At 26.7% G+C, this 25,296-nt stretch carries 24 protein-coding genes and 1 tRNA gene; 3 read left to right on the top strand and 22 right to left on the bottom strand.

Annotated elements, in window-relative coordinates:
* Positions 1-127: 127 nt before the first annotated feature.
* The 3 genes from AC4FQV_RS03965 to AC4FQV_RS03955 all read right to left on the bottom strand — a co-directional run bounded on the left by AC4FQV_RS03965 (position 128) and on the right by AC4FQV_RS03955 (position 2,140).
* Positions 128-1,033 carry a DUF368 domain-containing protein gene (locus tag AC4FQV_RS03965; RefSeq protein WP_491138679.1) on the bottom strand — a complete coding sequence of 302 codons (906 nt, stop codon included), beginning with the start codon at positions 1,031-1,033 and terminating at the stop codon, positions 128-130.
* Positions 1,034-1,067: 34 nt separating this feature from the next.
* Entirely contained in the window at positions 1,068-1,856 is a 789-nt protein-coding gene (locus AC4FQV_RS03960; protein WP_491138680.1) for a M15 family metallopeptidase, read from the bottom strand.
* A gap of 197 nt (positions 1,857-2,053) precedes the next feature.
* A tRNA-Leu gene (locus tag AC4FQV_RS03955) sits at positions 2,054-2,140 on the bottom strand.
* A gap of 138 nt (positions 2,141-2,278) precedes the next feature.
* Here AC4FQV_RS03955 and AC4FQV_RS03950 point away from each other — a divergent pair.
* Complete coding sequence (locus AC4FQV_RS03950; protein WP_491164558.1) at positions 2,279-3,211, top strand: DUF6414 family protein; 933 nt, start codon at positions 2,279-2,281, stop codon at positions 3,209-3,211.
* A 37-nt stretch (positions 3,212-3,248) separates the two neighbouring features.
* On the opposite strand, the gene AC4FQV_RS03945 is transcribed toward AC4FQV_RS03950, so the two are convergent.
* The 13 genes from AC4FQV_RS03945 to AC4FQV_RS03885 form a co-directional block, all read right to left on the bottom strand.
* Positions 3,249-4,118 (bottom strand): methionyl aminopeptidase, encoded by an 870-nt coding sequence (locus AC4FQV_RS03945; RefSeq protein ID WP_491164556.1) that lies wholly within the window; start codon positions 4,116-4,118, stop codon positions 3,249-3,251.
* 325 nt (positions 4,119-4,443) lie between these two features.
* A complete protein-coding gene (locus AC4FQV_RS03940) occupies positions 4,444-5,016 on the bottom strand; it encodes a zinc dependent phospholipase C family protein (RefSeq protein ID WP_491138685.1) in 573 nt (190 codons plus the stop codon).
* Positions 5,017-5,114: 98 nt separating this feature from the next.
* A complete protein-coding gene (locus AC4FQV_RS03935; RefSeq protein WP_491138687.1) occupies positions 5,115-5,618 on the bottom strand; it encodes a hypothetical protein in 504 nt (167 codons plus the stop codon).
* An 85-nt stretch (positions 5,619-5,703) separates the two neighbouring features.
* Positions 5,704-5,937: a hypothetical protein gene (locus AC4FQV_RS03930; protein WP_491138688.1), complete on the bottom strand. Its 234-nt coding sequence runs from the start codon at positions 5,935-5,937 to the stop codon at positions 5,704-5,706.
* Between the two features lie 20 nt (positions 5,938-5,957).
* Positions 5,958-6,164, bottom strand: coding sequence for a hypothetical protein (locus tag AC4FQV_RS03925; protein WP_491164554.1), 207 nt, complete (start codon positions 6,162-6,164; stop codon positions 5,958-5,960).
* A gap of 35 nt (positions 6,165-6,199) precedes the next feature.
* Entirely contained in the window at positions 6,200-6,592 is a 393-nt protein-coding gene (locus AC4FQV_RS03920; protein WP_491138692.1) for a hypothetical protein, read from the bottom strand.
* A 179-nt stretch (positions 6,593-6,771) separates the two neighbouring features.
* A complete protein-coding gene (yihA, locus tag AC4FQV_RS03915) occupies positions 6,772-7,365 on the bottom strand; it encodes a ribosome biogenesis GTP-binding protein YihA/YsxC (RefSeq protein ID WP_491138693.1) in 594 nt (197 codons plus the stop codon).
* Positions 7,365-9,698 (bottom strand): endopeptidase La, encoded by a 2,334-nt coding sequence (gene lon, locus AC4FQV_RS03910; protein WP_491164552.1) that lies wholly within the window; start codon positions 9,696-9,698, stop codon positions 7,365-7,367. Before lon ends, yihA begins: the two co-directional genes overlap by 1 nt.
* Positions 9,699-9,833: 135 nt before the next feature.
* Complete coding sequence (lonB, locus tag AC4FQV_RS03905) at positions 9,834-11,525, bottom strand: ATP-dependent protease LonB (RefSeq protein WP_491164550.1); 1,692 nt, start codon at positions 11,523-11,525, stop codon at positions 9,834-9,836.
* A 108-nt stretch (positions 11,526-11,633) separates the two neighbouring features.
* Positions 11,634-12,941: an ATP-dependent Clp protease ATP-binding subunit ClpX gene (clpX, locus tag AC4FQV_RS03900; RefSeq protein ID WP_491138697.1), complete on the bottom strand. Its 1,308-nt coding sequence runs from the start codon at positions 12,939-12,941 to the stop codon at positions 11,634-11,636.
* Between the two features lie 39 nt (positions 12,942-12,980).
* Positions 12,981-13,565, bottom strand: a complete 585-nt coding sequence (gene clpP / locus AC4FQV_RS03895; protein WP_491138698.1) for an ATP-dependent Clp endopeptidase proteolytic subunit ClpP — start codon at positions 13,563-13,565, stop codon at positions 12,981-12,983.
* A gap of 189 nt (positions 13,566-13,754) precedes the next feature.
* Positions 13,755-15,041 (bottom strand): trigger factor, encoded by a 1,287-nt coding sequence (gene tig, locus AC4FQV_RS03890; protein ID WP_491138700.1) that lies wholly within the window; start codon positions 15,039-15,041, stop codon positions 13,755-13,757.
* 125 nt (positions 15,042-15,166) lie between these two features.
* A complete protein-coding gene (locus tag AC4FQV_RS03885) occupies positions 15,167-15,955 on the bottom strand; it encodes a sugar phosphate isomerase/epimerase family protein (protein ID WP_491164548.1) in 789 nt (262 codons plus the stop codon).
* A gap of 203 nt (positions 15,956-16,158) precedes the next feature.
* Between AC4FQV_RS03885 and AC4FQV_RS03880 the strand changes: the two genes are divergently transcribed.
* Positions 16,159-17,745: a DEAD/DEAH box helicase gene (locus tag AC4FQV_RS03880; RefSeq protein ID WP_491164547.1), complete on the top strand. Its 1,587-nt coding sequence runs from the start codon at positions 16,159-16,161 to the stop codon at positions 17,743-17,745.
* A 50-nt stretch (positions 17,746-17,795) separates the two neighbouring features.
* Here the strand turns inward: AC4FQV_RS03880 and AC4FQV_RS03875 are convergent, their stop codons facing one another.
* The gene (locus tag AC4FQV_RS03875; RefSeq protein ID WP_491164545.1) at positions 17,796-18,011 is read right to left on the bottom strand and encodes a hypothetical protein; all 216 of its coding nucleotides are present in this window, start codon (positions 18,009-18,011) and stop codon (positions 17,796-17,798) included.
* A 180-nt stretch (positions 18,012-18,191) separates the two neighbouring features.
* Between AC4FQV_RS03875 and deoD the strand changes: the two genes are divergently transcribed.
* Complete coding sequence (deoD, locus tag AC4FQV_RS03870; protein ID WP_491164543.1) at positions 18,192-18,899, top strand: purine-nucleoside phosphorylase; 708 nt, start codon at positions 18,192-18,194, stop codon at positions 18,897-18,899.
* 42 nt (positions 18,900-18,941) lie between these two features.
* Here deoD and AC4FQV_RS03865 read toward each other — a convergent pair whose 3' ends face one another.
* The 5 genes from AC4FQV_RS03865 to AC4FQV_RS03845 form a co-directional block, all read right to left on the bottom strand.
* A complete protein-coding gene (locus AC4FQV_RS03865) occupies positions 18,942-20,237 on the bottom strand; it encodes a zinc ribbon domain-containing protein (protein WP_491164541.1) in 1,296 nt (431 codons plus the stop codon).
* Between the two features lie 10 nt (positions 20,238-20,247).
* Positions 20,248-20,592, bottom strand: a complete 345-nt coding sequence (locus tag AC4FQV_RS03860; protein ID WP_491138708.1) for a hypothetical protein — start codon at positions 20,590-20,592, stop codon at positions 20,248-20,250.
* A 132-nt stretch (positions 20,593-20,724) separates the two neighbouring features.
* Positions 20,725-21,630, bottom strand: coding sequence for an exonuclease domain-containing protein (locus tag AC4FQV_RS03855; protein ID WP_491164539.1), 906 nt, complete (start codon positions 21,628-21,630; stop codon positions 20,725-20,727).
* A gap of 151 nt (positions 21,631-21,781) precedes the next feature.
* The gene (locus AC4FQV_RS03850; protein ID WP_491164536.1) at positions 21,782-24,700 is read right to left on the bottom strand and encodes an insulinase family protein; all 2,919 of its coding nucleotides are present in this window, start codon (positions 24,698-24,700) and stop codon (positions 21,782-21,784) included.
* 212 nt (positions 24,701-24,912) lie between these two features.
* Positions 24,913-25,182 carry a hypothetical protein gene (locus AC4FQV_RS03845; protein ID WP_491138713.1) on the bottom strand — a complete coding sequence of 90 codons (270 nt, stop codon included), beginning with the start codon at positions 25,180-25,182 and terminating at the stop codon, positions 24,913-24,915.
* Positions 25,183-25,296 lie beyond the last annotated feature (114 nt).

Below are 25,296 nucleotides of genomic sequence, written 5' to 3'. Positions count from 1 at the left end.
AATTTATAAAAAAGATATTCATTTATCTCTTTTTATCTAATTATATTCTAAAAATTTATATTATTAAAGAAAAAGCTACCATTATTTCATATAATGATAGCTTTTTTGTATTTTATTACAAAGAATTTTAAGAAATTCCCTCTTTTTTCTCTAAATAAGTTTTTAATTGTTGTAACCCTATAATTAAAGCTCCTCCTATAATGAAGAATAAAAAATTAAAACTTTTTAAGTTCATAGCAGCTCTTGGAACTTCTAAAGTTGTAGGACCCATAAAAACTGCATATATAGAACCTATCATAAGTCCTATTATAAAATAAACCATTTGTGATCTGTAATTTGAAAGCAAATATTTTATTAACTTTATAGTAGTAACTATTCCTACAATAACTCCTAAGGCAAAAATTAAAAGCATAGGAAGATAATCAAAGTTTAAAGTTAAAACAGCTTTAACACCTTTTAAAACTGGTGCATAAAGACCAAATATTAAAAGTAGAGTTGAACCTGATATTCCTGGTAAAACCATTGCTGATATAGCAATCATTCCTGCTAAGAAAACATATATAGCTAAAGGAAAAGAAAACTTATTTAAAACTATACTTGTTCCACTATCTCCACTTGAAGCTGGATTAAAATATGTTATTAATGCAACTACTAAAATCCCTAAAATAGCATATATTATGTATCCATAATTTTTCTTTAATGTTTCCTTATCTTCTTTAATTATTATAGGAATAGAAAATATTATAAATCCAGTAAATAAAGAACTTATCTTATATATTTCCTTATCAAAGATTGAAGAAATAAATAAAACTGATAAAATTAATCCTGTTACCCATCCAATTGCTAATTTTAATAAAAACTTTATAGCATCCTTTTTACTAATGTCAGTTTTCTTTGAAGAGGTTAAAGCATTTAAAGAACTTATAAATTTATTATAAAATCCCATTATAAATGCTATAGTTCCACCAGAAACTCCTGGTACACTATCTGCTAAAGCCATTAAAAAACCTCTTATAAAGTTAATTACATACATAGAAAATCTCCTTTTAATTTTATTTTATTGTTTATTATTTTATTATATCTAATTTTTCATATAATTCTTCTAAGGTTATATTATTTTCATAAAAGTAATTGCTAACCCGTAAATCTCCAACATATCTATAATGCCAGGGTTCATATTCATATCCTGTTATATCCTCTTTTCCCTTCATATATCTTAATATAAAACCATATTTATGAGCATTTTCTAATAGCCATTGTCCTTCCTTTGTATCTTCAAAAGATTTTTCTAATTGAAATCCTATAGACCTTGTTGTAAAATCAACTGCTAATCCTAGTTGATGTTCACTAGCTCCTGGTATGGCAACTAAAGTACTACTTTCACTATTTTCTCTCTTTAAAGCTCTTTTATATAAATAATCTTGTTCTTCATAAGACCTATAAGCACAGGATATATATAAATCTAACCCTTCTTTTTTAGCATCATCAAAAAGTCTTTCTATATCTTCTTTCATAATACTACTTATCTTATTTCTCTCTTCACTTTCTAAACCAACAAAGTTAGCCTTAGGCAATACTAGTTTTTCTATATTATAATCTTTACTTATTAAATTTTCTTTATTAACAAGTTTTAAAAGTCCTTTATCATCTTTTAAGATTTTATCTTTTATATAAATTTCATCTTCCTTAAGATTTTCATAAGAATTTTCTTCATTGACCTTTTCCTCTAAAGTTTCATTTAAAACAGCAACTTCAAAGGCTTTATTTTTATATACTTCATAAAATCTACCACTAAAAAAACTAATTAATAAAATTATAAAAAAAGCTAATATTTTTATATATCTTTTTATTCTCAAGAAAATATACCTCCAACTTTAAACATAATCTTTTAAATTATTTCCAAAATTAAAGATATATAAACTTAAAAATATAAATTTATTTATATTATAAAATAAATTTATTTATATTTGTTAAAAATTATTAAAGTTTAAAGTAATTTAAAAAGTAAATAAATAATAAATATATAAAAAAACACCTGACAAAATCAGGTGTTTGGTGCCGAAAACGGGACTCGAACCCGTACGAGTATTAGCCCGGCGGATTTTGAGTCCGCTGCGTCTGCCAATTCCGCCACTTCGGCTTGAACATTTTAATTATACATTACCCTCCTTTCATTGTCAATATTTCCAATTAAACTAGCTTTTAAAAAACTTATCATAGTATTTATTTTTTGTAATATAAATTATAAGAGTATAAATTTGCCTTAGGAGAATAGATTATGAACGAACTTTTAAACCTATTTATCTATATAGATGAATATTTAATAAAAAGTCTTTCCTCTGTATATTTAAATGGATATATAGATATATACACTTCTAAAAAAATTTGTGATAATACCTTATCTGGTAGAATTCATTCAGATGAAAATAATAAATTATTTTTTGGAGAAGGGAAAAATAAAATATATAATAAAGGCTTTAAAACTAGTAATAAATCAAGAGATTTCAATAAAACAAATTATTACGGAAATAATAAAAGTATAGAAAATAGACTTTTTGGAAGAACAGAAGAAGAAATCAAAAGAATTTATACCTCCTTTGAAATTCACAATAAACTTTTAAAAAAAATGACTAATTCTAAGGCTATTAAAGATATTGACGCCTCTAGTTTTAAAGATACTAATATTTGCGAAGGAGATTTTTTAAAAATAAAAGGCTCTTTAATAGAAAACTCCTTAAACTCTTACTTAGATTCTTTAATTAATTTAATAGAAGCCTTTCCACTAAAGGACTTAGACTTTCTTCTAAAAGATACCTCTTTAGAAAAATTAAATTTTTCTATTATATTAAATTTACTAAAAAATATAAAATCTAAATTTACCTTAAACTCTACAGAAGATATGATTTTATCCTGTGTAGATTATAATGCTATAATAAATGTTAATTCAAAATACTTTTTAAATGGTGATTTTTACGCCTTTCATAAATCAAATATCAATGTATTAGGAAAGGTTATTAAAATATGCAACAATGAAGAAGATATAAATCTATTTAGAAAAGTAAATCAAGAAGATTATCATATAGAACTTTTAAAAGCTATAAGCCCCTATTTTGAAGTATTAAGAAAACTTAATATTCCCCTACCTAAATGTCCAGTTACTAAAATAAAAGGACCTAGTATTTTAATCCTTCCTATAAGCATGTATTTTTAAAAAAAAGACCTTCTAAAAAATATTAGAAGGTCTTTTTTTATTTAGCTATTATTTCTACTCCATCTTCTGTAACTAAAACAGTATGCTCCCATTGTGCTGAAAGAGAACCATCCATAGTTAATGCTGTCCAATCATTATCAGCATCTACAAAGACATCATACTTTCCTTCATTTATCATAGGTTCTATAGTAAATACCATTCCCGGTACTAAAACCATACCTTCTCCTGCATCTCCATAATGGTATACAAAAGGGTCTTCATGGAATTTTAATCCTACTCCATGACCTCCAAAATCTCTAACTACTGAATATCCATTTTCCTTTGCATGTTTTTCAATGGCATATCCTATATCTCCTAAAAATCCCCAAGGTTTAACTGCCTTAATTCCTTCTTCTAAACATTCCTTAGCAACTCTTACTAATTTTTTTGCATTCTCACTAGCTTCTCCAATAATAAACATTCTTGAAGCATCTGAATAGTATCCATTATATATAGTAGATACATCTACATTTATTATATCTCCTTCCTTAAGAATTATATTCTCATCAGGAATACCATGACAAACTTCATCATTTATTGAAGTACAAACACTTTTAGGAAATCCTCCATAATTAAGAGGTGCAGGAATTGCTCCTTTGCTTATAGTATAATCATGTACTATTTTATTTATTTCCTCTGTACTCATTCCTACCTTTATATTTTCAGAAACTAAATCTAAAACTGCATTATTTATTTCTGCACTTTTTCTTATTCCTTCTATTTGCTCTTTATTTTTTATTATGTCTCTTGTAGGAACTTCATATCCTTCCCTAGCAAGTTCTTCTAATTTTTCATCAAACTCCATATGACATTTTTTATATTTTTTTCCACTATTACACCAACATAGGTCATTTCTATTTATTTTCATTTTTTGTCTCCTTATAAAAACTTTAAATAAAATTAAAGTAATCTCTATATTTAAGTATATACTAAGTTATACTTTTTTCAAGCATACTATAAAAAGCTCTTATAAAAAAAGTATAGGTTAAATTTAAAACCTATACATAAATGTAATTAATGAAATTTTATACATAGAAGGAACTATATTTTCTTTTATTATATTCATTATAGTTTAACAAATTATATATAACTCCTCTTACTTTAATTTTTTTTGCAAATATTATCAAAATATTTCCCCCCAAAAGCTACTCTTTTTATAATAATATGTAACACTTAAAGAATTTATTAATACTTTAATTTAAAATAGAATCATTTTTTTCTATAGACTCTAAAACATATCTAACAATAGAATTGTTTAAATACATTGCAAAAAATAAATCACTTATAAAGCCTTCAGACTTTCTATAATCTTCTAGAGCTTTTTTTAAAAAATTTTCATAGGTAGAGTTTTCTAAAATTTTATAACTATCATTTATTTCTATATCCTTTGTAAGTACCTTATGAAGTTTTTTCTCATATAATACATGTTTTAAGGTAACACTTTTTTTAAATCCCCATTCTTCTTCATGAGGAAGTGAAAAAAAATCACATAAAAAATGACATACAACGCCTAATTCTATACTAAATTTTTCTTTTCCTATTTCATTTATTATGTCTTTACTTTTTAAACTACTTAACCACTTTACCTTATGATATATTATATCTTCAAATTGCTTTCTTCCATGTTTTTTAACTCTATATTTAGGAGATATATCAGGAAGAACATTTCCCTTTAAAAAACTATCTTTATCTATTAAACTTTTTAAATCTCCTTCTATGCTATTAAATGTGTTCTCTCCTATTTCAACATGAGTTTTATAAAGCATAAAAATCACCACCTTTTAATTTATTTTGCTCAAAAAAACTTTTTTTAAATTACAATAATAAAAAAAGGTTAAATATATTAATTTAACCTTTAAAAAAATCAATAAGTTATTTTTCCTTCTTTATACATCTTTAAAACCTTATCTAAAAATCTAGCTCTATCAGAATCCACAAGATTTCTAATAGAAATTAACATATTGACTATATTATCTTCTCCTGTATTATTCAAATTATTTAAAGATGCTCCTCCAAAATTATTAATTAATGAATCTAAGTTTCCCATATTATTGAAATTATTATTTCCTAAAAGCCCCATAAGAGAACCTAAATCTCCAAATCCACCTACATTTCCAAAGGGATTGAAATTATTTTCATTATTAACTTGATTTTTATTATCAATGAAACTACCTTCATTACTTAAAATTGAATTTATAGAGTTCATATCAAAGCCATTATTATTCATAGCTGATAAAAGTTCTGATAAATTATTTTGGTTTATATTATTAAGTCCTAAAAGTTCTAAAATTTGAGGATTTAAACTAGGAGCAAAGTTTTCTTCTCTTAAATTTTCCCTTTTCTTATTTTTATGTTTTCCTTTTGACATCTACTATCCTCCTTATAAATAAAAATATATGTATTATTTTTTTATTTAAAGGAGGGTTTTAAATAAAAACCCTCCAATAATTATTCTAACAACATTTATAGCCGCAGCTATTTGTATTTACACCACCACATAGCCAGAATAATAAGAATAAAGTATATGCTCTATCATTATTTAATAAACCTGATTGGCAAAGCATTAATAAAGTTGGTAAAGTTGTACATGGATTAAATGATGAACATGCTACATTTTTTTCATGACAACAATTATTCTTCTTGCTCTTGCAATGGCATTTATTTTTACAGCATTTACTTCTGCTCATAAAATTCACTCCTTTTTACTTTAGCAACACTTATTGTTACTTCCACAAGAATTAAATCCACCACATAATAATGATAATAAAATTAAGATATATGCTCTATCATTACATAATAATCCTGAGTTTTGTAATATTAAAAGAGTTGGTAATACTGTACAAGCATCCATTCCATTACATCTATTATCTTTAACATTATTTTCTCTACAACAACATTTTCTCTTCTTGCTCATTTTAAATATCTCCTTTCTTATTATTTTATTTTAAATTAGCATCCACAGTTTCCTAAAAATCCATTTCCATTATTATTTCCACAGTTGTTTGAAGAACCACCCCATAAAGTTGATAAAATTATTATCCATATTATAGAGTTACAACCAAAGCCACTATTTCTATTTCCACAGCAACAATCCTCATCACAGCAACATCTATTTCCAAAACCACTATTTCCACCAAAACCGCCACATAATAAGAATAACCAAATTAAAGAGTTAAAGCCTCCACCAAAGCCAAAGTTGTTTCCAAAGCCTCCACAATTATTAGGGAAAGGTGCACAATTATTATTTCCTCCAACTGTTCCACAATTATCAAAAGAATTTCCATAACCCTTATTACAGCAATTATCTCTTGTCATTCCATCTAAGATTTCATTTAATTCCATAAATCTTAACCTCCATTTATTTTCTTTATACTACATACTATTCTAATAATATTTTTTTGACACATATTTTTGTAATTTTTTCTACTTTTTGTAATAAATTTATTTTTTAAAACATATAATTTCTAAAATAAAAAAGAAGTTATGAAAATTAAATTTCATAACTTCTTTTTATTATCTACTTACTCTTCATTAACTAAATCATCAAAAAGATAATCTACAAGTTCATCTTTTCCTTTTTTATTTAGTGAAGAGAAAAACTTAAGCTTATAATCTTTTGGTAACCCTAAAGTTTCTTTAATAAGCTTCTCACTTTTCCCTATTTGATTATTAGATATTTTATCACTTTTTGTAGCAATAACTACAACTTCATATCCATAATGCTTTATCCACTCATACATTTGAACATCATCAGCAGTAGGTTTATGTCTGCAATCAACTAATAAAACAACCTTCTTTAACGGAGCTCTATTTAATAAGTATCTCTCTATTGTAGCACCCCAAGATGCTTTTTCCTTTTTAGATACCTTTGCATATCCATATCCAGGTAAATCAACTAAATAAAAATCTTTATTTAATAGGAAGAAATTTATTAATCTAGTTTTACCTGGTGTTTGACTTACCTTTGCTAATCCTCTTCTATTAGTTAAGGAGTTAATTATAGAAGATTTACCAACATTTGATCTACCTACAAAGGCTATCTCAGGTAAATTATCAGTAGGATACTGTTCTCTCTTAACTGCTGATATTATAAATTCAGAACTTTTTATTTTCATTATTTTTTCACTCCAACCAATGCATTTTCTAATACATCATCAATTTTCTCTGCAAGTATTATATTTAAACTATCTTTAACTATTTTAGGAAGTTTAAGTACATCTTTTTCATTTTCTTTAGGAACTATAACTGTATCAATTCCAACTCTTCTTGCTGCTAAACATTTTTCTTTTAACCCACCAATAGCTAAAACTTTTCCAGTTAAGGTTATTTCACCAGTCATAGCAACATTATGCTTAACCTTTTTATTAGTTAATGCCGATACTAACGCAGTAGTCATAGTAACCCCCGCTGAAGGACCATCCTTAGGAACTGCTCCCTCTGGTGCATGTATATGAATATCCTTGTCTGAATAAAATTCATCTTTTATTCCTAATTTTTTCATATTAGCTCTAACATAGGAATATGCCGCTTTTGCAGATTCTTTCATTACATCGCCAAGTTGTCCTGTAAGTTCTAATCTACCTTTACCATCCATAACTACTACTTCTACAGGCAATGTATCTCCACCATAAGCTGTCCAAGCCATTCCTGTAACTACTCCAACTTTATCTTCCCTATCAATTTCATCATAGCTAAAGATTTTTGGGCCTAAATATTTTTCAACTAATTTAGTTGATATAGTTAATGTTTTCTTATCTTTTTCTATTATATCCCTTATTCCTTTTCTTATAACATTAGCTATTTGTCTTTGAAGATTTCTAACTCCAGATTCTCTTGTATAACTATCTATTATAAGCTTTAAAGAAGAATCAGATATTTTTATTTGTTCTTTAGTTACACCATGTTCTTTTAAAACCTTTGGAACTAAATATCTTTTAGCAATTTTAAATTTTTCTTCATAAGTATATCCTGATACTTCTATTAATTCCATTCTATCTAAAAGAGGTCTTGGAATACCTTCTAAAGAGTTCGCAGTTGTTATAAATAAAACTTGAGATAAATCAACATCTACTTCTAAATAATGGTCTCTAAAAGTCTTATTTTGTTCTTTATCAAACACCTCTAACAAAGCATCTGCTGGATTTCCTTTAAAATCCATACCTAATTTATCTATTTCATCTAATAAAAATACTGGATTCATACTTTTAGCTTCTTTTAACCCAGTAACAATTCTTCCTGGAATTGCACCAACATAAGTTCTTCTATGTCCTCTTATATCAGCTTCATCCCTAACTCCACCTAAAGACATTCTTACAAACTTTCTACTTAATGCCTTAGATACACTTTTAGCAATCGAAGTTTTTCCAACTCCTGGAGGACCAACTAAACAAATTATAGGCCCCTTTAGTGAATTACTTATTTGTTTAACAGCTAAATATTCTAAAATTCTATCCTTTACATCCTTTAAGCCATAATGGTCCTTATCTAAAATTTTTCTTGCTTCTTTTATATTTAAAGTATCCTTAGTAAATTCTCCCCAAGGCATATCTAATAAATTTTCTAGATAAGTTCTTATAACTCCACCTTCTTGAGAGTATGGAGATGATGATTTAAGCTTTGATATTTCATATAAGGCTTTTTCCTTTACATCCTTAGGAAGTTTTTTTTCTTTAATAATTTTTTCAAATTCAATTATAGCCTTCTTATTTTCATCCTCTTCTCCAAGTTCTTCTTGAATAACTTTAATTTGCTCTCTTAAATAATATTCTTTTTGCCCATTATCTAATTTCTTTTTTACTTTAGAACCTATTTTCTTCTCTATTTTAGCTATTTCAATTTCTTGCTTAACATAAAATATTAATTTTTCAATTCTTTCTTTTAAATTTAAAGTTTGAAGTATATCCTGCTTGTCCTCTTGTTTCATAAGAGTATATGCAGATATTAAATCTGTTACCTTTTCTACATCTTTTTCATCTTCTAAATTGTCAAATAAATCTGCATTAGATACACCATTACCTGATGTAATATCTAAAAGTTCGAAAAAATCATCCTTTAATTTTCTTGATAAAGCCTCAAGTTCTTCTTCATTGTCATCTTTATCTATTTCGACTTCTTTTATTTCTACTTCAAATAATTCCTCTTTTTCAAAGAATTCATCTATCTTTGCTCTTTTGATACCTTCTACTAAAACTCTTATAGTATCCTTTGGCATTTTTACAATTTGTTTTATTTCACATATTGTACCTATGTTAAAGATGTCATCTTCACTTGGATTTTCAACATCAATATTTTTTTGAGCTGCTAAAAATATCTTTTGATTTTCAGCCATAGCTCTTTCAACAGCCTCTATTGATTTTTTTCTACCAACATCAAAGTATATAACCATACTAGGAAATACGGTTAACCCTCTTAGAGGAATTAAAGGAAGAATTAATTTATCTTCTTTCATAAATATCCCCTCCAAAAAAATTTAATAACTATGTATAAATATATAGTCTTTATCAAGTATACACATATTATAAGTTTTTTTCAAGCTTATTTAAAATCACAAAATAAAGCTAACACTTAAAGTGCTAGCTTTATTTTATGATTTTGCCTCTAAAGAACTTGCTCCTAAAAATGCTATATTTTCATTAAATATTAAATCACTATTTATTTTATCTTCTATTAAAATACTTTTATTTAAAACCTCTTCTAAATTTTTAACATAAACTATAGAAATTCCTTCTATTTCTTTATTTACATTAGCTAAATTTTCTTTTGGTAAAATAACAGTACTAGCTCCTGCCCTTTTAGCTGCTAATATTTTAGCATTTACTCCTCCTATAGCCTTAACTCTTCCTTTTATTGATATCTCTCCTGTCATAGCTATTTTATTATTTACAGGAAGGTTTTTAATTGCACTATATATAGCTGTAGCTATACTAATTCCAGCTGATGAGCCATCAATAGGAATACCTCCTGGAAAATTAATATGTATATTATAATCTTTTGTATTTAAATTATACAAATTATCTAATGCAGTTAAAACATTTTGCACTGAACAATAAGCTGTACTCTTTCTTCTTATTTTTTTATTTCCTTCTCCTAATTCTTCTTGTTCGACTATTCCTGTTATCTTTAAATTTCCTCTTCCTTTTTTAACTTCCTTAGCTGTAGCTTCTATTTCCATTAATATACCATTATTTGTTCCATAAACAGCTAAGCCATTAACACAACCTATTTCAGGTTCTTCTAAAATTTTCTTCTCTACCCTAGGATTATACTGACCATTTTCAATTACCCAGTAAATATCTTCTTCTTTTATGTAATCTCTATTGTCATTCATTGCAAGTCCTGAACATAATTGAATTAAATTAATAACCTCTCTTCCATTTGTACAATACTTTGAAACTATATTAAGCCCTTCATCACTTATTCTATATCCAACCTTTCTTGTTGCATTTGATGCAATTTTTTTAATTTCCTCAAAACTTAAGGCTTTAAAAAATATCTCTACACACCTTGATCTTATAGCAGGAGCTATTTCTTCTGGACTTCTTGTTGTTGCTCCTATTAACCTAAAATCAGCTGGTAGTCCTTTTTCAAAAATTTCCTTTATATAAGGAGGAGTATTTGGATCTTCTGAACTATAATAAGCTGAGTCTAAAAATACCTTTCTATCCTCTAATACTTTAAGAAGCTTATTAAGCTCAATAGGATGAAGTTCTCCAATCTCATCTATAAAAAGCATCCCTCCATGTGCTCTAGTTACTGCTCCAACTTTAGGTTGTGGTACTCCTTTAATGCCTAAATCTCCAGCTCCTTGATATATTGGGTCATGCACAGAACCTATTAAGGGGTCTGCAATTCCTCTTTCATCAAATCTTAAAGTAGTTGCATCTATCTCTACAAATTTAGATTCTCTATCAAAAGGAGAAGAAACAATATTTTTAGCTTCTTCTAAAATAATTCTAGCAGCTGCAGTTTTACCAACCCCTGGAGGTCCATATATTATTACATGCTGTGGATTTGGCCCACAAAGTGCTGCTTTAAGTGCTCTTATTCCCTTTTCTTGCCCTATTACTTCATATAAATTATTAGGTCTACTTTTTTCAGTTAAAGGCTCTGTTAATTTTATTTTCTTTAAATTATTTAACTTTTCCATCTCTTTTTCATTTTCTTTTTTTAAAATGTTTTTATTATTTTTTTTATTAGAAAATGATTTTGTCATGTAGATATAGAAAAAAATTGACATTAATACTTGTAAAAATAACATAAATGTATATATATTCATATTAAATACCATCCTTTCTTAGGCTTAGTATTCTCCTAAATTTATGAGTATATTCCACAAAAAACTATAAATAAAAAAAGATGCACAATTACTATGCATCTTTTAAAATTAAGCTGTTTCTATATCTTTTTTACTCTTACTTTTTTTCTCAGCTACTAAATTTGGTCTAACTTCACCTTCTGGAAGTCTTTCAATTATTGGTGGCTTCTTATCTTTTATAGTTTCTTCTGTTATAGTAGCTTTTACTATATTTTCATCTGAAGGAATATCAAACATTATATCCATCATAGTTTCTTCTACTATAGCTCTTAAACCTCTAGCCCCTGTATTTCTACTTATAGCTTCATCTGCAATTGCTTTTAAAGCCCCTTCTGTAAACTCTAGCTTTACATTATCTAATTCAAATAACTTTTTATACTGCTTAACTAAAGCATTCTTTGGCTTTGTTAATATGCTTACTAAAGCTTCATTATCTAAGGCTTCTAAAGTTACTAAAACTGGTAATCTTCCTACAAATTCAGGTATTAATCCAAATTTTAATAAATCTCCAGGCATTATATCTTTTAAAAGTTCGCCAACATTCTTTTCATTTTTACCCTTAACATCAGCTCCAAAGCCTATAGAACTTTTAGTTTCTCTTTTTTCAATTATCTTATCTATTCCATCAAAAGCTCCACCACATATAAATAAAATATTTGAAGTGTTTATTTGTATAAACTCTTGATGTGGATGTTTTCTACCTCCTTGTGGCGGTACTGAAGCAGTTGTTCCTTCTAAAATTTTTAATAAGGCTTGTTGAACACCTTCTCCTGAAACATCTCTTGTAATAGATGGATTTTCTGATTTTCTAGCTATTTTATCAATCTCATCTATATATATTATACCTTTTTCAGCCTTCTCAACATCATAATCTGCATTTTGAATTAACTTTAAAAGTATATTTTCAACATCTTCACCAACATAACCAGCTTCTGTTAATGTTGTAGCATCAGCTATTGCAAATGGTACATTTAACATTTTAGCAAGGGTTTGTGCAAGTAAAGTTTTACCTGAACCTGTAGGTCCTAGTAAAAGTATATTACTCTTTTGTAATTCAACTTCATCTTCTGATTTGTTTGCATTTATTCTTTTATAATGATTATAAACAGCTACTGCTAATGATTTTTTAGCTCTTTCTTGACCAACAACATATTGATCTAAATAACTTTTTATTTCCTGTGGCTTTGGAAGGTTGCTAGCTTCTAATGGTGATGTTTCTGTATTGCCTTCAAATTCATCCTCTATAATTTCTGAACAAAGCTCTATACATTCATCACATATATATACTCCAGGACCTGCTATTAATCTTTTAACTTGCTCCTGACTTTTACCACAAAAAGAACATCTTAATTGCTTCTTATCTTCAAATTTTCCCATCTTATCCACCTCAACTTTCCATAAGATTTAAGCTATAAATTATTTTCTTTCTATAACTTTATCTATTAATCCATATTCTACTGCTTCTGATGCTTCCATAAAGTAATCTCTTTCCACATCCACTTTTATTTTTTCAAGAGGTTTATTTGTATTTTCACTTAAAATTTGATTTAATTTATCTTTTATTTTTAATATTCTCTTTGCATGAATATCTATATCAGTAGCTTGACCTTGGAATCCACCTAAAGGTTGGTGTATCATAATCTCAGCATTTGGAAGTGCAAATCTCTTACCCTTTGCCCCTGAAGATAATAAAAAGGCTCCCATAGAAGCAGCCATACCTATACAAATTGTAGATACATCAGGCTTTATATATTGCATAGTATCATAAATTGCCATACCAGAAGTTATAGAACCTCCTGGTGAATTTATGTAAAGATATATATCTTTATCAGGGTCTTCACTTTCTAAAAATAATAGTTGTGCAACAACAAGATTAGCCGTTACGTCATTTACCTCTCCACTTAACATTATTATTCTATCTTTTAATAATCTTGAGAATATATCATAACTTCTTTCACCTTTACTTGTTTGTTCAACTACCATAGGCACTAAATTGCTCATTAAATTCCCTCCTTTTAAAAAAACTCTAATTATAATATTGCCATATATTTATAAAAAACATACATTATCATAATTATTATATAAAAAAAATAAAGATTTGTTAATTAGTCTTTTTCTAAATAAACTTTTAATTTTAAAATAATTGCCAAGAAATATTTCCTGGCAATTATCTGAAAGTTAATTTATTTATTATTTTAAAGCTTCAAATAACATTTTTAAAGTTTTTTCTCTTTTAACATCTAACTCTAAAGCAGCTCTTTGAGCGTTTAATAATAAGTCTACCATTTTCTCAGTTTCTGCTCCATTTGCATACATTTTAGCAACTTCTTCAGCTTTAGCTTTTAACTCTTCTTCAGTAGCTTCTATAGCTTCTTTTTCAGTTATAGCATTCATAACTAAGTCAGTTTTTACTTTTCTTTCAGCATTTTCTTTCATGTAAGATCTCATTTTTTCTTCAGTGCTTCCAGTAAACTCATAGTATTGAGCTAAGCTTAAGCCTTGTTGTCCTAATCTTACTTCTAAATCTCTTACCATGTTGTCAACTTCTCTGTTTATCATAGCTTCTGGAATTTCTACTTTTGCGTTATCAACTACAGTGTTTATAACTTTTTCTTCCATTTCTCTCTTAGCTCTTAATTCATTAGCTTTTTTAGCTTTTTCTTTTAAGTTAGCTTTTAATTCTTCTAATGTATCAAACTCTGAAACTTCTTTAGCAAACTCATCATCTAACTCTGGTAATTCTTTAACTTTGATTTCTTTTACAGTAACATCAAATTTAGCTGGTTTACCATTTAACTCTTCTCTTCCGTAAGCTTCTGGGAATGTTACATTAACTTCTTTACTTTCTCCAACCTTTAAGCCAACTAATTGTTCTTCAAAGTTATCTATGAAACTTCCTGAACCTATTTCTAATGGATAATCTTTTCCTTCTCCACCTTCAAATGCTACACCGTCTATAAATCCTTTAAAGTCGATAACAGCTATATTTCCATTTTCAACTGTTCCTTCTTCTTTAGTTTCAACTCTAGCGTTTCTAGCTTGCATATCAGCTAATTGCTTTTCTATATCTTCATCATTTACTTCATAAGATACTTCTTCAACTTCTAATCCTTTATAATCTCCTAAAGTAACTTCTGGATAAGTTGTAACTTTTGCTTTATATATTAAGTCTTTTCCTTCTCCAACCTCTACTACTTCTATTTGTGGATAATCAACAGGCTTTATGTTGTTTTCATCTAAAGCAACTCCATATGTTTTATCTATACAAGTATTTATAGCATCATCAAATAAAACTTCAACTCCATAGAATTTTTTTACCATGTTCATTGGAACTTTTCCTTTTCTGAATCCTGGTACGTTAAACTTCTTTGAGTTTTTATTATAAGATTTCTTTAAGGCCTCGTTAAAGTCCTTAGCATCAACTTTAATTTCTAATTCAACAAGGTTTGTGTCTATTTTGTTCATTTTAGCTTCCATTGTATATTCCTCCTGTAAATAGCCTTTTAATTCCTAAATTGTGAATTAACCTAGGCAATTATAACATATAATTTCTTTTTTTATCAAATATTTCTTTTATTTTATTCTTACATTTATACATTTTATCATAATAGTAGTTTTTTTTCTATAAAATCTTTAACAACTTTTAATTCTTCGTAATTTTTAAAATTCTCTCTATAAACTTCTATTATTAATGGCCCTTTATAGTCTATTTTTTTAAGTCCTTTAATTATACTTTTATAATCAACTTTACCCTTTCCTGGAAGAAGACAAATATTTTTCTCATCTCTATCATTTATATGAAAATTTATTAAATCCTTACCCATTATATCTATATATTTTAAAGGTTCTTCAAAACTTTTATAGGCCTGTTTTATATCAAAGGTAAACTTCATATCATATTTTAAATTCTCTTTTATATATTTTAAAAAATCTAAATCTGAAGACATACACCAAGAAACATTTTCCTGTGACAAATATATGTTATTTTCTCTAGCTATATAATTTAATTCATTGTATATATCTAAAACTCTCTTTTTATTTATATCTTTATAGCCTTCTTTTTTCATTCCATGAAAGGTATAAGAGGATGCACCTAATTTATTAGTAGCTTTACATATACTTTTAAAAATTTCTAAGGCATCTTTTCTTCTTCTTTCATATTTATCAAATAAATATGGCTCATACATAGATGAAAAAAAATGTACTGATTTTATATTAAAATTATATCTATTCTTTTCATAAATTAATCTTTCTAAAAATTCTTCTCCATATTCAAAATATGTGTTTAAAAATAATTCTCCACTATTAAAACCTAAATTCTTCATTATCTTTATGGATTTTTCCAATTCAAAATCTGGATAAAAACATGCTGAAGAAATTCCAACTTCCAAATTAAATTCTCCTTTCCTATTTTCTTTTCATTATTATACCTTATAGTAAACATTTAAATAAACTCTTTAAATTTTTATTTTAAATAATACCATTTGCTTATATGGAGATACTATGTTATGATAAGCTTTGTTTGATTGTGAGAATTTTAAAAATAAAATAAATTTTAAAAACTAAAAATATACAAAAAGAAAGAGGATAAAGAATGAACAATATAAAATTTGACGACTTAGGTCTTAAGGAAAGCTTACTTAAAGCTATAAAAGATATGGGATTTGAAGAACCATCCCAAATACAAGCTGAAAGTATTCCTGTAGCCCTAGAAGGACACGATATAATCGGTCAAGCTCAAACTGGTACTGGTAAAACAGCTGCTTTTGGATGTGCCATAATAAATAATGCGAATTTTTCTGGAAAGAAAAAATCTCCAAAAGCACTTATTTTAGCACCAACTAGAGAGCTTGCTATACAAGTTAACGAAGAACTTGTAAGACTTGGAAAACATGAAAAGCTTTCTGTTTTACCAATATATGGTGGCCAACCAATAGATAGACAAATAAGAGCATTAAAAAATGGCGTTGACATAGTTGTTGGAACACCAGGTAGAGTGCTAGATTTAATAAGAAGAAAGAGTTTACCTCTTAATGATATAGGCTTCTTAGTTTTAGATGAAGCTGATGAAATGTTAAACATGGGATTTATTGATGATTTAGAAGAAATTGTTAAATCCTTAAAAACTGATAGACAAACACTTTTATTCTCTGCTACTATGCCTCCACAAATTAAGAAATTAGCTAGAAATTACATGAAAGAAGATACAAAGCACATCGCAATAAAGAAAAGTTCTTTAACAGTTTCAAAAATAGAGCAATTTTATTTCGAAATAAAACATAGAGATAGATTTGAAACTCTTTGTAGAGTTTTAGATTTTGATGAGCCAAATGCTGCAATAATTTTCTGCAAAACTAAAAAAGGTGTTGATGAAGTTGTAGAAAAAATGCAAGCTAGAGGATATATGGTTGAAGGTATGCACGGAGATATGAGCCAAAACCATAGACTTCAAACTTTAAGAAAATTTAAAGAAGGTAGCTTAGACTTCTTAGTTGCTACAGATGTTGCAGCTAGAGGAATAGATGTAGAAAGCGTAACTCATGTTATAAACTATGACCTACCACAAGATAACGAAAGTTATGTACATAGAATCGGAAGAACTGGTAGAGCAAATAGAGAAGGAGTTGCTTACTCTTTAGTTACTCCAAAAGAATATATGATGCTTAAACAAATTCAAAAGCATACTAAAAGTAAAATAATAAGAAAAGCTGTCCCTACAGTTGATGAAATATTCCAAAATAAACATAATAATATAATAAACTCTGTAAAATCTACCATAGAAGAAGCTAATGAAGATTTCCAAAAATTTATTCCAATAGCTACTCAGTTAGATGAAGATTACAGTTTAGTAGATGTAGCTGCTGCTCTTTTAAAAATAGTATTTGATAAAGAATCTTCTTTTGATTATACATCAAATTCTATAGAAGCTCCTGTAATGGATGAAACAAGATTATTTATGTCAGTTGGAAGAAGAGATGGTATAACACCTAAAACTCTTGTAAACTTCTTAAAAGAAACTGCTAGAATAAGTCCTAAACAAGTAGGAGATATAGATATAAAAGAAAACTTCTGCTTTGCAAATGTTGATTCTGATGTTGTAAATAACATAATGAAAAAATCAATGGGTAAAAAACTTAACAAGAGAACTGTTAATATAGAAGTTGCAAAAAGAAGAAAATAATAAAATAAAAATACATACTCCTTTGAGTATGTATTTTTTATTTAAAAATATTATTTTTTACAACAACTACTTCCTCCCTTTTTAGAACAACCTAAACATTTCCTATGATTTTTTTTATTATATCCACCTAAACTTCCACAACAACTTTTTTTAAAGCCTAACTCTCTTAACTCTTCTTCACTTAAATATTTAAGTGGAAATTCATTTTCTCCAAAACTTTCATATTCTAAAGTATCTTTTATTTCACTTTTATCTATATTTAACAAAATTTATCACCTCATTATATTGAAAAGATTTTTAAAATTTAATTGTTATTTACTAATATAACATATTAAATATTCTTTAACTACTTAATATTAATTTTAAATTTATATAATTTTTAGCATTTTTTCATTATTTATGATAAAATTTACTTATAAAACATTTACATTAAGAGGAGGTAACTTATGAGTATTCATATAGGTGCAAAAGAAGGTCAAATAGCTGAAACAATTTTATTACCAGGAGATCCTTTAAGAGCTAAATTTATAGCGGAAACATTTTTAGAAAACCCAATTTGTTATAATGAAGTTAGAGGAATGTTAGGATATACAGGAACATATAAGGGAAAAAGAATATCAGTTCAAGGTACTGGTATGGGAGTACCTTCAATATCAATTTATGTTAATGAGCTTATAAGAGATTATGGTGTTAAAAACTTAATAAGAGTAGGTACAGCAGGAGGAATGCAAGAAGACATAAAGGTTAGAGATTTAGTTTTAGCTATGTCTTCTCATACTGATTCTGCAATAAATAAAGTTAGATTTAATGGTTTAGATTTTGCTCCTACAGCATCATTTAAGCTTTTAAAAGCTGCTTATGACACAGCTTTTGAAAAAGGATACGACCCAAAGGTTGGTAGTGTATTTACAGCTGATAGTTTTTATAATGATAATCCAGAAGCATGGAAACAATGGGCTAAGTTTGGTACTTTAGCTGTTGAAATGGAAACAGCTGCTTTATATACTTTAGCTGCTAAATATGGAGTTAATGCTTTAACAATACTTACAATAAGCGACCACTTAATTACAGCTGAAGAAACTACATCAGAAGAACGTCAAACTACTTTTACAAAAATGATGGAAGTTGCCCTTGATGCTGCTATAACTTTATAAATATAAAAAAGCTATATAAAATATTTTATATAGCTTTTTTATTTAACTATTTCCCTCTTTAGTATTATCTTTTTCTAAACCTGGTAAGGAAAAGTTTTGCACTTCACAAACTATCCACTTTCCATTTTCAAATTTTAAATCAGTAAAAAAGTTCTTCTCCATAAATTCACTTTTTATATCTATGCCTAAAATCTTCTTTTTTATTTTATAAGATACATTTACAACAATTCTCGCCTCATAAACTCCCTTATTTTGTTCTATAGTACTATTTTCCATCTTTATTTTAAGATCGCTTATGTCATAATCATTTTTTAGAAGAAAATATTTTTGACTTAAAATATTATATACTGTATCTTTTACATTTTCTCTAGCATCTCTTATGTCGCCTTTATTTTCTGAATTTAAAGCTTGAAATACACTTCCATAAAATTCTTTTACAACCTTCTCTACGTCATCTTTTATAACAGTATCTTTTAAATTTAATTCTATATTTAAATCGGGATGATCTTTTATATACACTTTATCACTTTCAATTTCTCCCCATGGAGTATTACATTTTATTGTTAAATAAGTAGAACCATCCTTTGGAAAAGGTCCTACATCCTTAAAATCTCTAACCTTTATTCCAGAATCCTCTCCATTTATGTAAACTTCACCATCTTCAAAGGTACTCTTTATAGTAACAAGCATACCTTTTAAAGGTATATCAACCTTATTATCATCCATCAATATAAACTCTTTTTCCTCTTTCAAATTAGAATTATAAGCCTTTTTTTCAACTTTAACCTTATAAACTCCAGGCATAATATTAGGAATCTCTAATTTTTTACTGTTATTTGTAGTTCCTATAAAATTATTATCTAAATATACATTTGTTTCTGGAAAATTTGATGAAACCAAAAGATTTTTCTTTTCAATATCAACATACCACTTCTCTCCAAAAAAACCTTTTTTAGATTCTAACTTTGTAGAATAAAGCTCATCTCCATTTTCTAAAGCGTAAACTAACTTATTAATTCTACTTTTATCTGCTTTAAAAAAGTTAATATAAGGTATTAATTCTTCTTTAGTTATTCCTGAATTTTTATTTCCATCCTCTATTAAATTTCTTAAAGCTCGTTCATTCCCTTTGCTTAAAGAATTAGAAAGTTGCTCAATTACATCTCTCTTTTTACTACTTACATTTCCATATAAGAAAACTATCATTAAAATTACTGCTAAAATACAAAGTAAAATTATTTTTGGATCTCTTTCCTTTATAATTTTATCCTTAAATTTCTTGTAATAGCTCGAAACCTTATGCCCTACCCCTTTAATACTCTCCTTAAACTTCTCCATAATTATAAATTTACTCCTCTAATAAATTTATAATCCATTTATTGCAGGCTGTACATTTATAAACTTGTATTCCAAAAGGATATAAAATTTCATCTTTAAATTTATCATAATTACTTCTTAATTCCTTTAAAGAATAAAATTCATCGTCTTCTGTTAAGGCCCCTACTAATTCTCCTATATAATTTTCATTACTTTTATAACAACAATCATTTTTATCTGTACAATTTATTTTTTCTAAGGTTAATTCCTCTTGAAAATCTTGTAATATAGGTATTATATCCTGAAATTCCTTTATATCATCTTGAAAATCCTCTAAAAAAAAGTCTACCCCACTTATAGTAAATAACTTATTCATTAAATCACCTCTAAAATTTATACTTAAATATTTACTAGCTAATACTAGTATTGCATAAATTAATTAATTTTACTAACTTATTTTAGCATAATAAAGCTTATTGTAAATAAACTATTTAAAATATAAGTAAAATTATTTTATTATAGATAAAAATTCCTCTTCACTTATTATTTTAATATCAAAATTTTCTTTTATTAAACTTTCTGCCTTTTTTAATTTTAAACTTTTTTCCTTTTCTTTTAACTTTGCTAAATCCTTAATACCTGTAATTAGATAATTAGTTTTTCTACTTACTGAATTTTTAACAAATCCACCACATCTTATTACATTTCCTATAGCTTCTCCTCTAGACATAGAACTTAAAGGCCCTGTAAAAACCACATTTTTACACTTTAATATATTTCTGTTGTCCTTATTTTCTTTAAGCTTTAAAAAACTAGAGTATTTACACTCCCCTAATCTTCCCGAAGATTTATATCCTCCATTATATACTTCTCCAATTCTTATAGATAACTTTTTTGAAAGTTCTTCAATTGAAGATATATCTAAATCTTTGCATATATTCATCAAAATATTAGCACAAGCTCTTGCATCTTCTCCTGCATGATGGTGAGAAAATTCAAAACCTAAAGCTTCACTTACAGTTCCTAATTTATGATTTGGTAAGTTTTTATAATAATTTTTTGCCATAACAACAGTACAAGCATATTTAAAATTAGGATACTCTATACCATAAAAATCTAAAGTTTTCCTAAGAACACTAATATCAAAGGATGCATTATGGGCAATTACAAAAGCTCCATCTATATAATCTCTAATTTCTTTCCAAATTTCTTTAAAATTTCTTTCCTCTTTAACATCCTCTGGTCTTATGCCATGTATCCATATATTCATAGGTAAAAACCTCATTTCACAAGGCTTTATTAAAAAATATTTTTCCTCTATTATTTTATTATTTTTAACAATTGCTAATCCTATAGAACAGGCACTATTTCTTTTTTCATTAGCAGTTTCAAAGTCTATTGCCACAAAATCCATTTATATATTTCTCCCTTTCTATATACAGTAACCTATATTATATCATATTTTATTTTAGTCTTTTATTACAAAAGAAAAAAGACCTTATATCTAGAAGTTTTTTCTAAATATAAGGTCTAAAAATTTATAAAGATAATTTAAATACTAAAAATTATTTTATTACATTTTTTATTTCACTAAATAACTCTTTATTTTCTTTTATTTTATCTTCATTTCCTAAAACACAGATATAATTTTCCTTCATTAATTCTTTAATCATAGGTGCAAAACTTTTTATTTTTTCACAATCTGCATTTATTATTTCTTCTCTTTCTTTTTGTAAATCTTCATAAGTAAAATTACTTAAATAATAAGAAACTGCTAAATCACCTTTTATTCCATTACTTATTGGTTGGTCATACTTTCTTATAGTTCCTATTATATATTTAGTTAATTCTCTCTCATCTACCTTAAAGTTATTTAAATAATTAGGTATATTATCATAAGCTTCTAAAGTACTTTCTATATTAGGGTCTCTATAAGAAACTATATAAGCCCCTCCATCTCTTCTAAAGTTAGAGAAAACTCCATAAGCTCCTCCCTTAACTCTTACAGCATTCCATAAATAATCAAAACCTAAAATACTTTCTAATAAAGATAAAACCCCTGAATATTTATATCCTTTATCTTTGTAATTTCCACCTTTAGCTACATAATCTACATCCCCTTGAAGAATAAGCCCTTCATTTTTATTTCCTAAATTAAAGTTATACTCTTTTTCTTCAAATTCTTTATCACTAATATTTTTTATTAATAAGCTTACATCTTTTTTAAATTTATCATATTCTTTTTCTCTTCCTGAATAACTTATAAGCATATTCTTTTTATTAAATATTAACTCTCTTACCTTTTTTAAATTATTACATATAGTTTCCTTATCTTCTTTATCTAAATTAACTAAAAAGTCATAATAATTAAGACCACTTATCTTTTCATCATAGGCTCCTCTAGAAGTGCAATAAGATAAAACTTTTTTCATAGCTATTCTATGACCACTATCAAAAATAGCTCCTTCTAGTCTAGCTTTCTTTTCATTTATTATTTGCATAATTCTATCAATATCATCTAAATTAGTTTTGTTTATAATTTCATAAACTAATTCTATTGCTTTTTCTCCCTTACTACTTAAAGCTTTATAAGAAACCTCTAAATAAGGATTAAACTCATCATTTTTCTTTAAGTTTGCAAAGGTTATAGCACCAAAACTTATTCCTCCTGTATTAATATTAATAGAATTTGATAATTTAGAATAATCATAATTATCTGTACCACATTTACCTAAAATATCACATAACAAGCTAACATATGGTATTAATTCCATAGAAACTGTTCTAGTCTTAAAGAAAAAATTAACATAGTCTATTTTATTACATTGAAAATCATGATGTAAGGTTAAGATTTTTTCTATTTCCTTCTTTTCAGCAGGTATCTTTATAGCTTCTTTATCTATATCCTTTAAAGATAACATAGGAATACTTTCTAAATCTTCCTTTTTATCAGGTGTACTTTGTCTTTCTTTTAACTTTTTACAATTTTCTATTATTTCATCTAAAGCTTCTTCACTAAGAGATTCTTTTATCTTCTGTAGCTTTTCTTTTAGTTTTAAAGCCTTTTCTTCATTTATTCCTTTTTTAGGATGAAGCGCTACTAAAGAAGCATGATTATTTTTTAATATATATTTATCAATTAAATTCTCAAAGTAATTACTAGTTAAAGCTGATTTTATTTTTTCTAGATTTTTTTCATATTCTAAATGAACATAAGGCTCCCCTTCATAAAGCCAACTATCCATAATTTTCAAATAGTATATAAGCCCCTTAGGGTAAGAGCCAAAATCTCCTTCTCTTAATTCAAACTCTACTCTATTTATAGAAGCTTCTACGAGCTCCTTATCAATACCATTTTTAACTAAGTCTTCTAAGGTATTCATAACTATCTTTTTAAATTCTTCTTCTTTGTTTAATTTAGAATTTTTAACTAATATCGCAAAAGTTGATTGTTTAGTTGAACTGTCAAATTCTCCAGATACTGCCTTTCCTATACCAGAATCTATTAAAGCTTTCTTTAAAGGTGCAGCTGTGCTTCTAGTTAAAATATAGGCTAAGATATCAAAGGCTAAAGTAAGCTCTCCCTCTGTAGAATCTCCAATTACAAAATTTAAACTATAATAACTTTTATCATTTAAATCTTCATTTTCAGCTATACCATAATTAAAAACTTCTTCTTTCATAGAAGCAAAAGCTTTTTGTTCCTTAATTCTTGAGTCTATATTTTTATATTCAAAGTTTTTTAAGTATTCTTCATTTATAAACTCTAATTCTTTTTCTGTATCTCCATTTCCATATAAGAAAATATAAGAATTTGACGGATGATAATATCTTTTATGAAAATCTAAAAATTCTTCATAAGTTAAATCTGGTATTTTATCAGGGTCTCCTCCTGAAGATAAAGCATAACAAGTATCTGGATATATTGTTTTAGCTATATCTCTATAAAGTATAGAGTCTGGTGAAGAGTAGGCCCCTTTCATTTCATTATAAACAACACCATTATATTTTAATTCATCCTCTCTATTCTCTATGTAATAGTGCCATCCTTCTTGCATAAATATTTCTTTATGCTTATATATGTTAGGATATAGCACAGCATCTAAATAAACATCCATAAGATTCATAAAATCTTTATCATTTCTTGATGCTACAGGATATATTGTTTTATCTGGATAGGTCATTGCATTTAAAAAAGTATTTAAAGAACCCTTTAAAAGTTCTACAAAAGGCTCTTTTGTATTAAATTTTCTAGAACCACATAAAACTGAATGCTCTAAAATATGAGGAACACCAGTACTGTTTTCTGGTGGTGTTCTAAAGCCTATTGCAAAACATTTATTATCATCTTCACTTAATATTTTTATTAACTTAGCCTTAGTTTTTTCATGTTGAAAGGTTAAAGCTAAACCGCCTATTTCATCTATTTTTTTTATGTCTAAAAGTTTAAAACCGCTATAAATATTATTCTCTTTAAAATCCATCTTTCACACTCCCCTTAAAAGGTATTTTTAATATGCTTATTTTAATAATTGTACCATAATTAACCTTTATTAAAAAGTTTTTAACTAATTCTCCCTATTTAAAAACATAAAACTATATACTTTTAAATAAAAAAAGAAATGATACCTTAATATATCATTTCTTTTTTAACTTAATATTATTCTTATTTTAAAATTAAAAGTTTATTTATAAATTACAAAATTCCAATATATCTTGCAATTACATATAAAGTTATAGCCCCCCCACCTAAAAAGCTTATTTTTGCATTTCTTATATTTTTAGCTACAGACTTTTCAAAAAGACCTCTAAGTATAAGTAATATTCCTAAAACTAACCCAATGCCTTGATTTGTTAAAAACCATGCTGGATTTAAATATGTATAGAAGTATCCGATTACAAGAGGGAAAATAAAACATGCAAAAATACTTCTTATAAATGAGACCTTTCCTTTTACTAATTTCATCTTATGTAATTCTCCTTTACGCTTTTATTACTTTTTAATTTTACCAATAATTCATAAATAATAAAAGTATATATGTTTTATTATTTAACATTTATATTTACTTATTATTTTTTA

Source organism: Clostridium sp. TJA038, from assembly GCF_058310255.1.
This window is presented reverse-complemented; position numbering and strand designations above follow the sequence as displayed.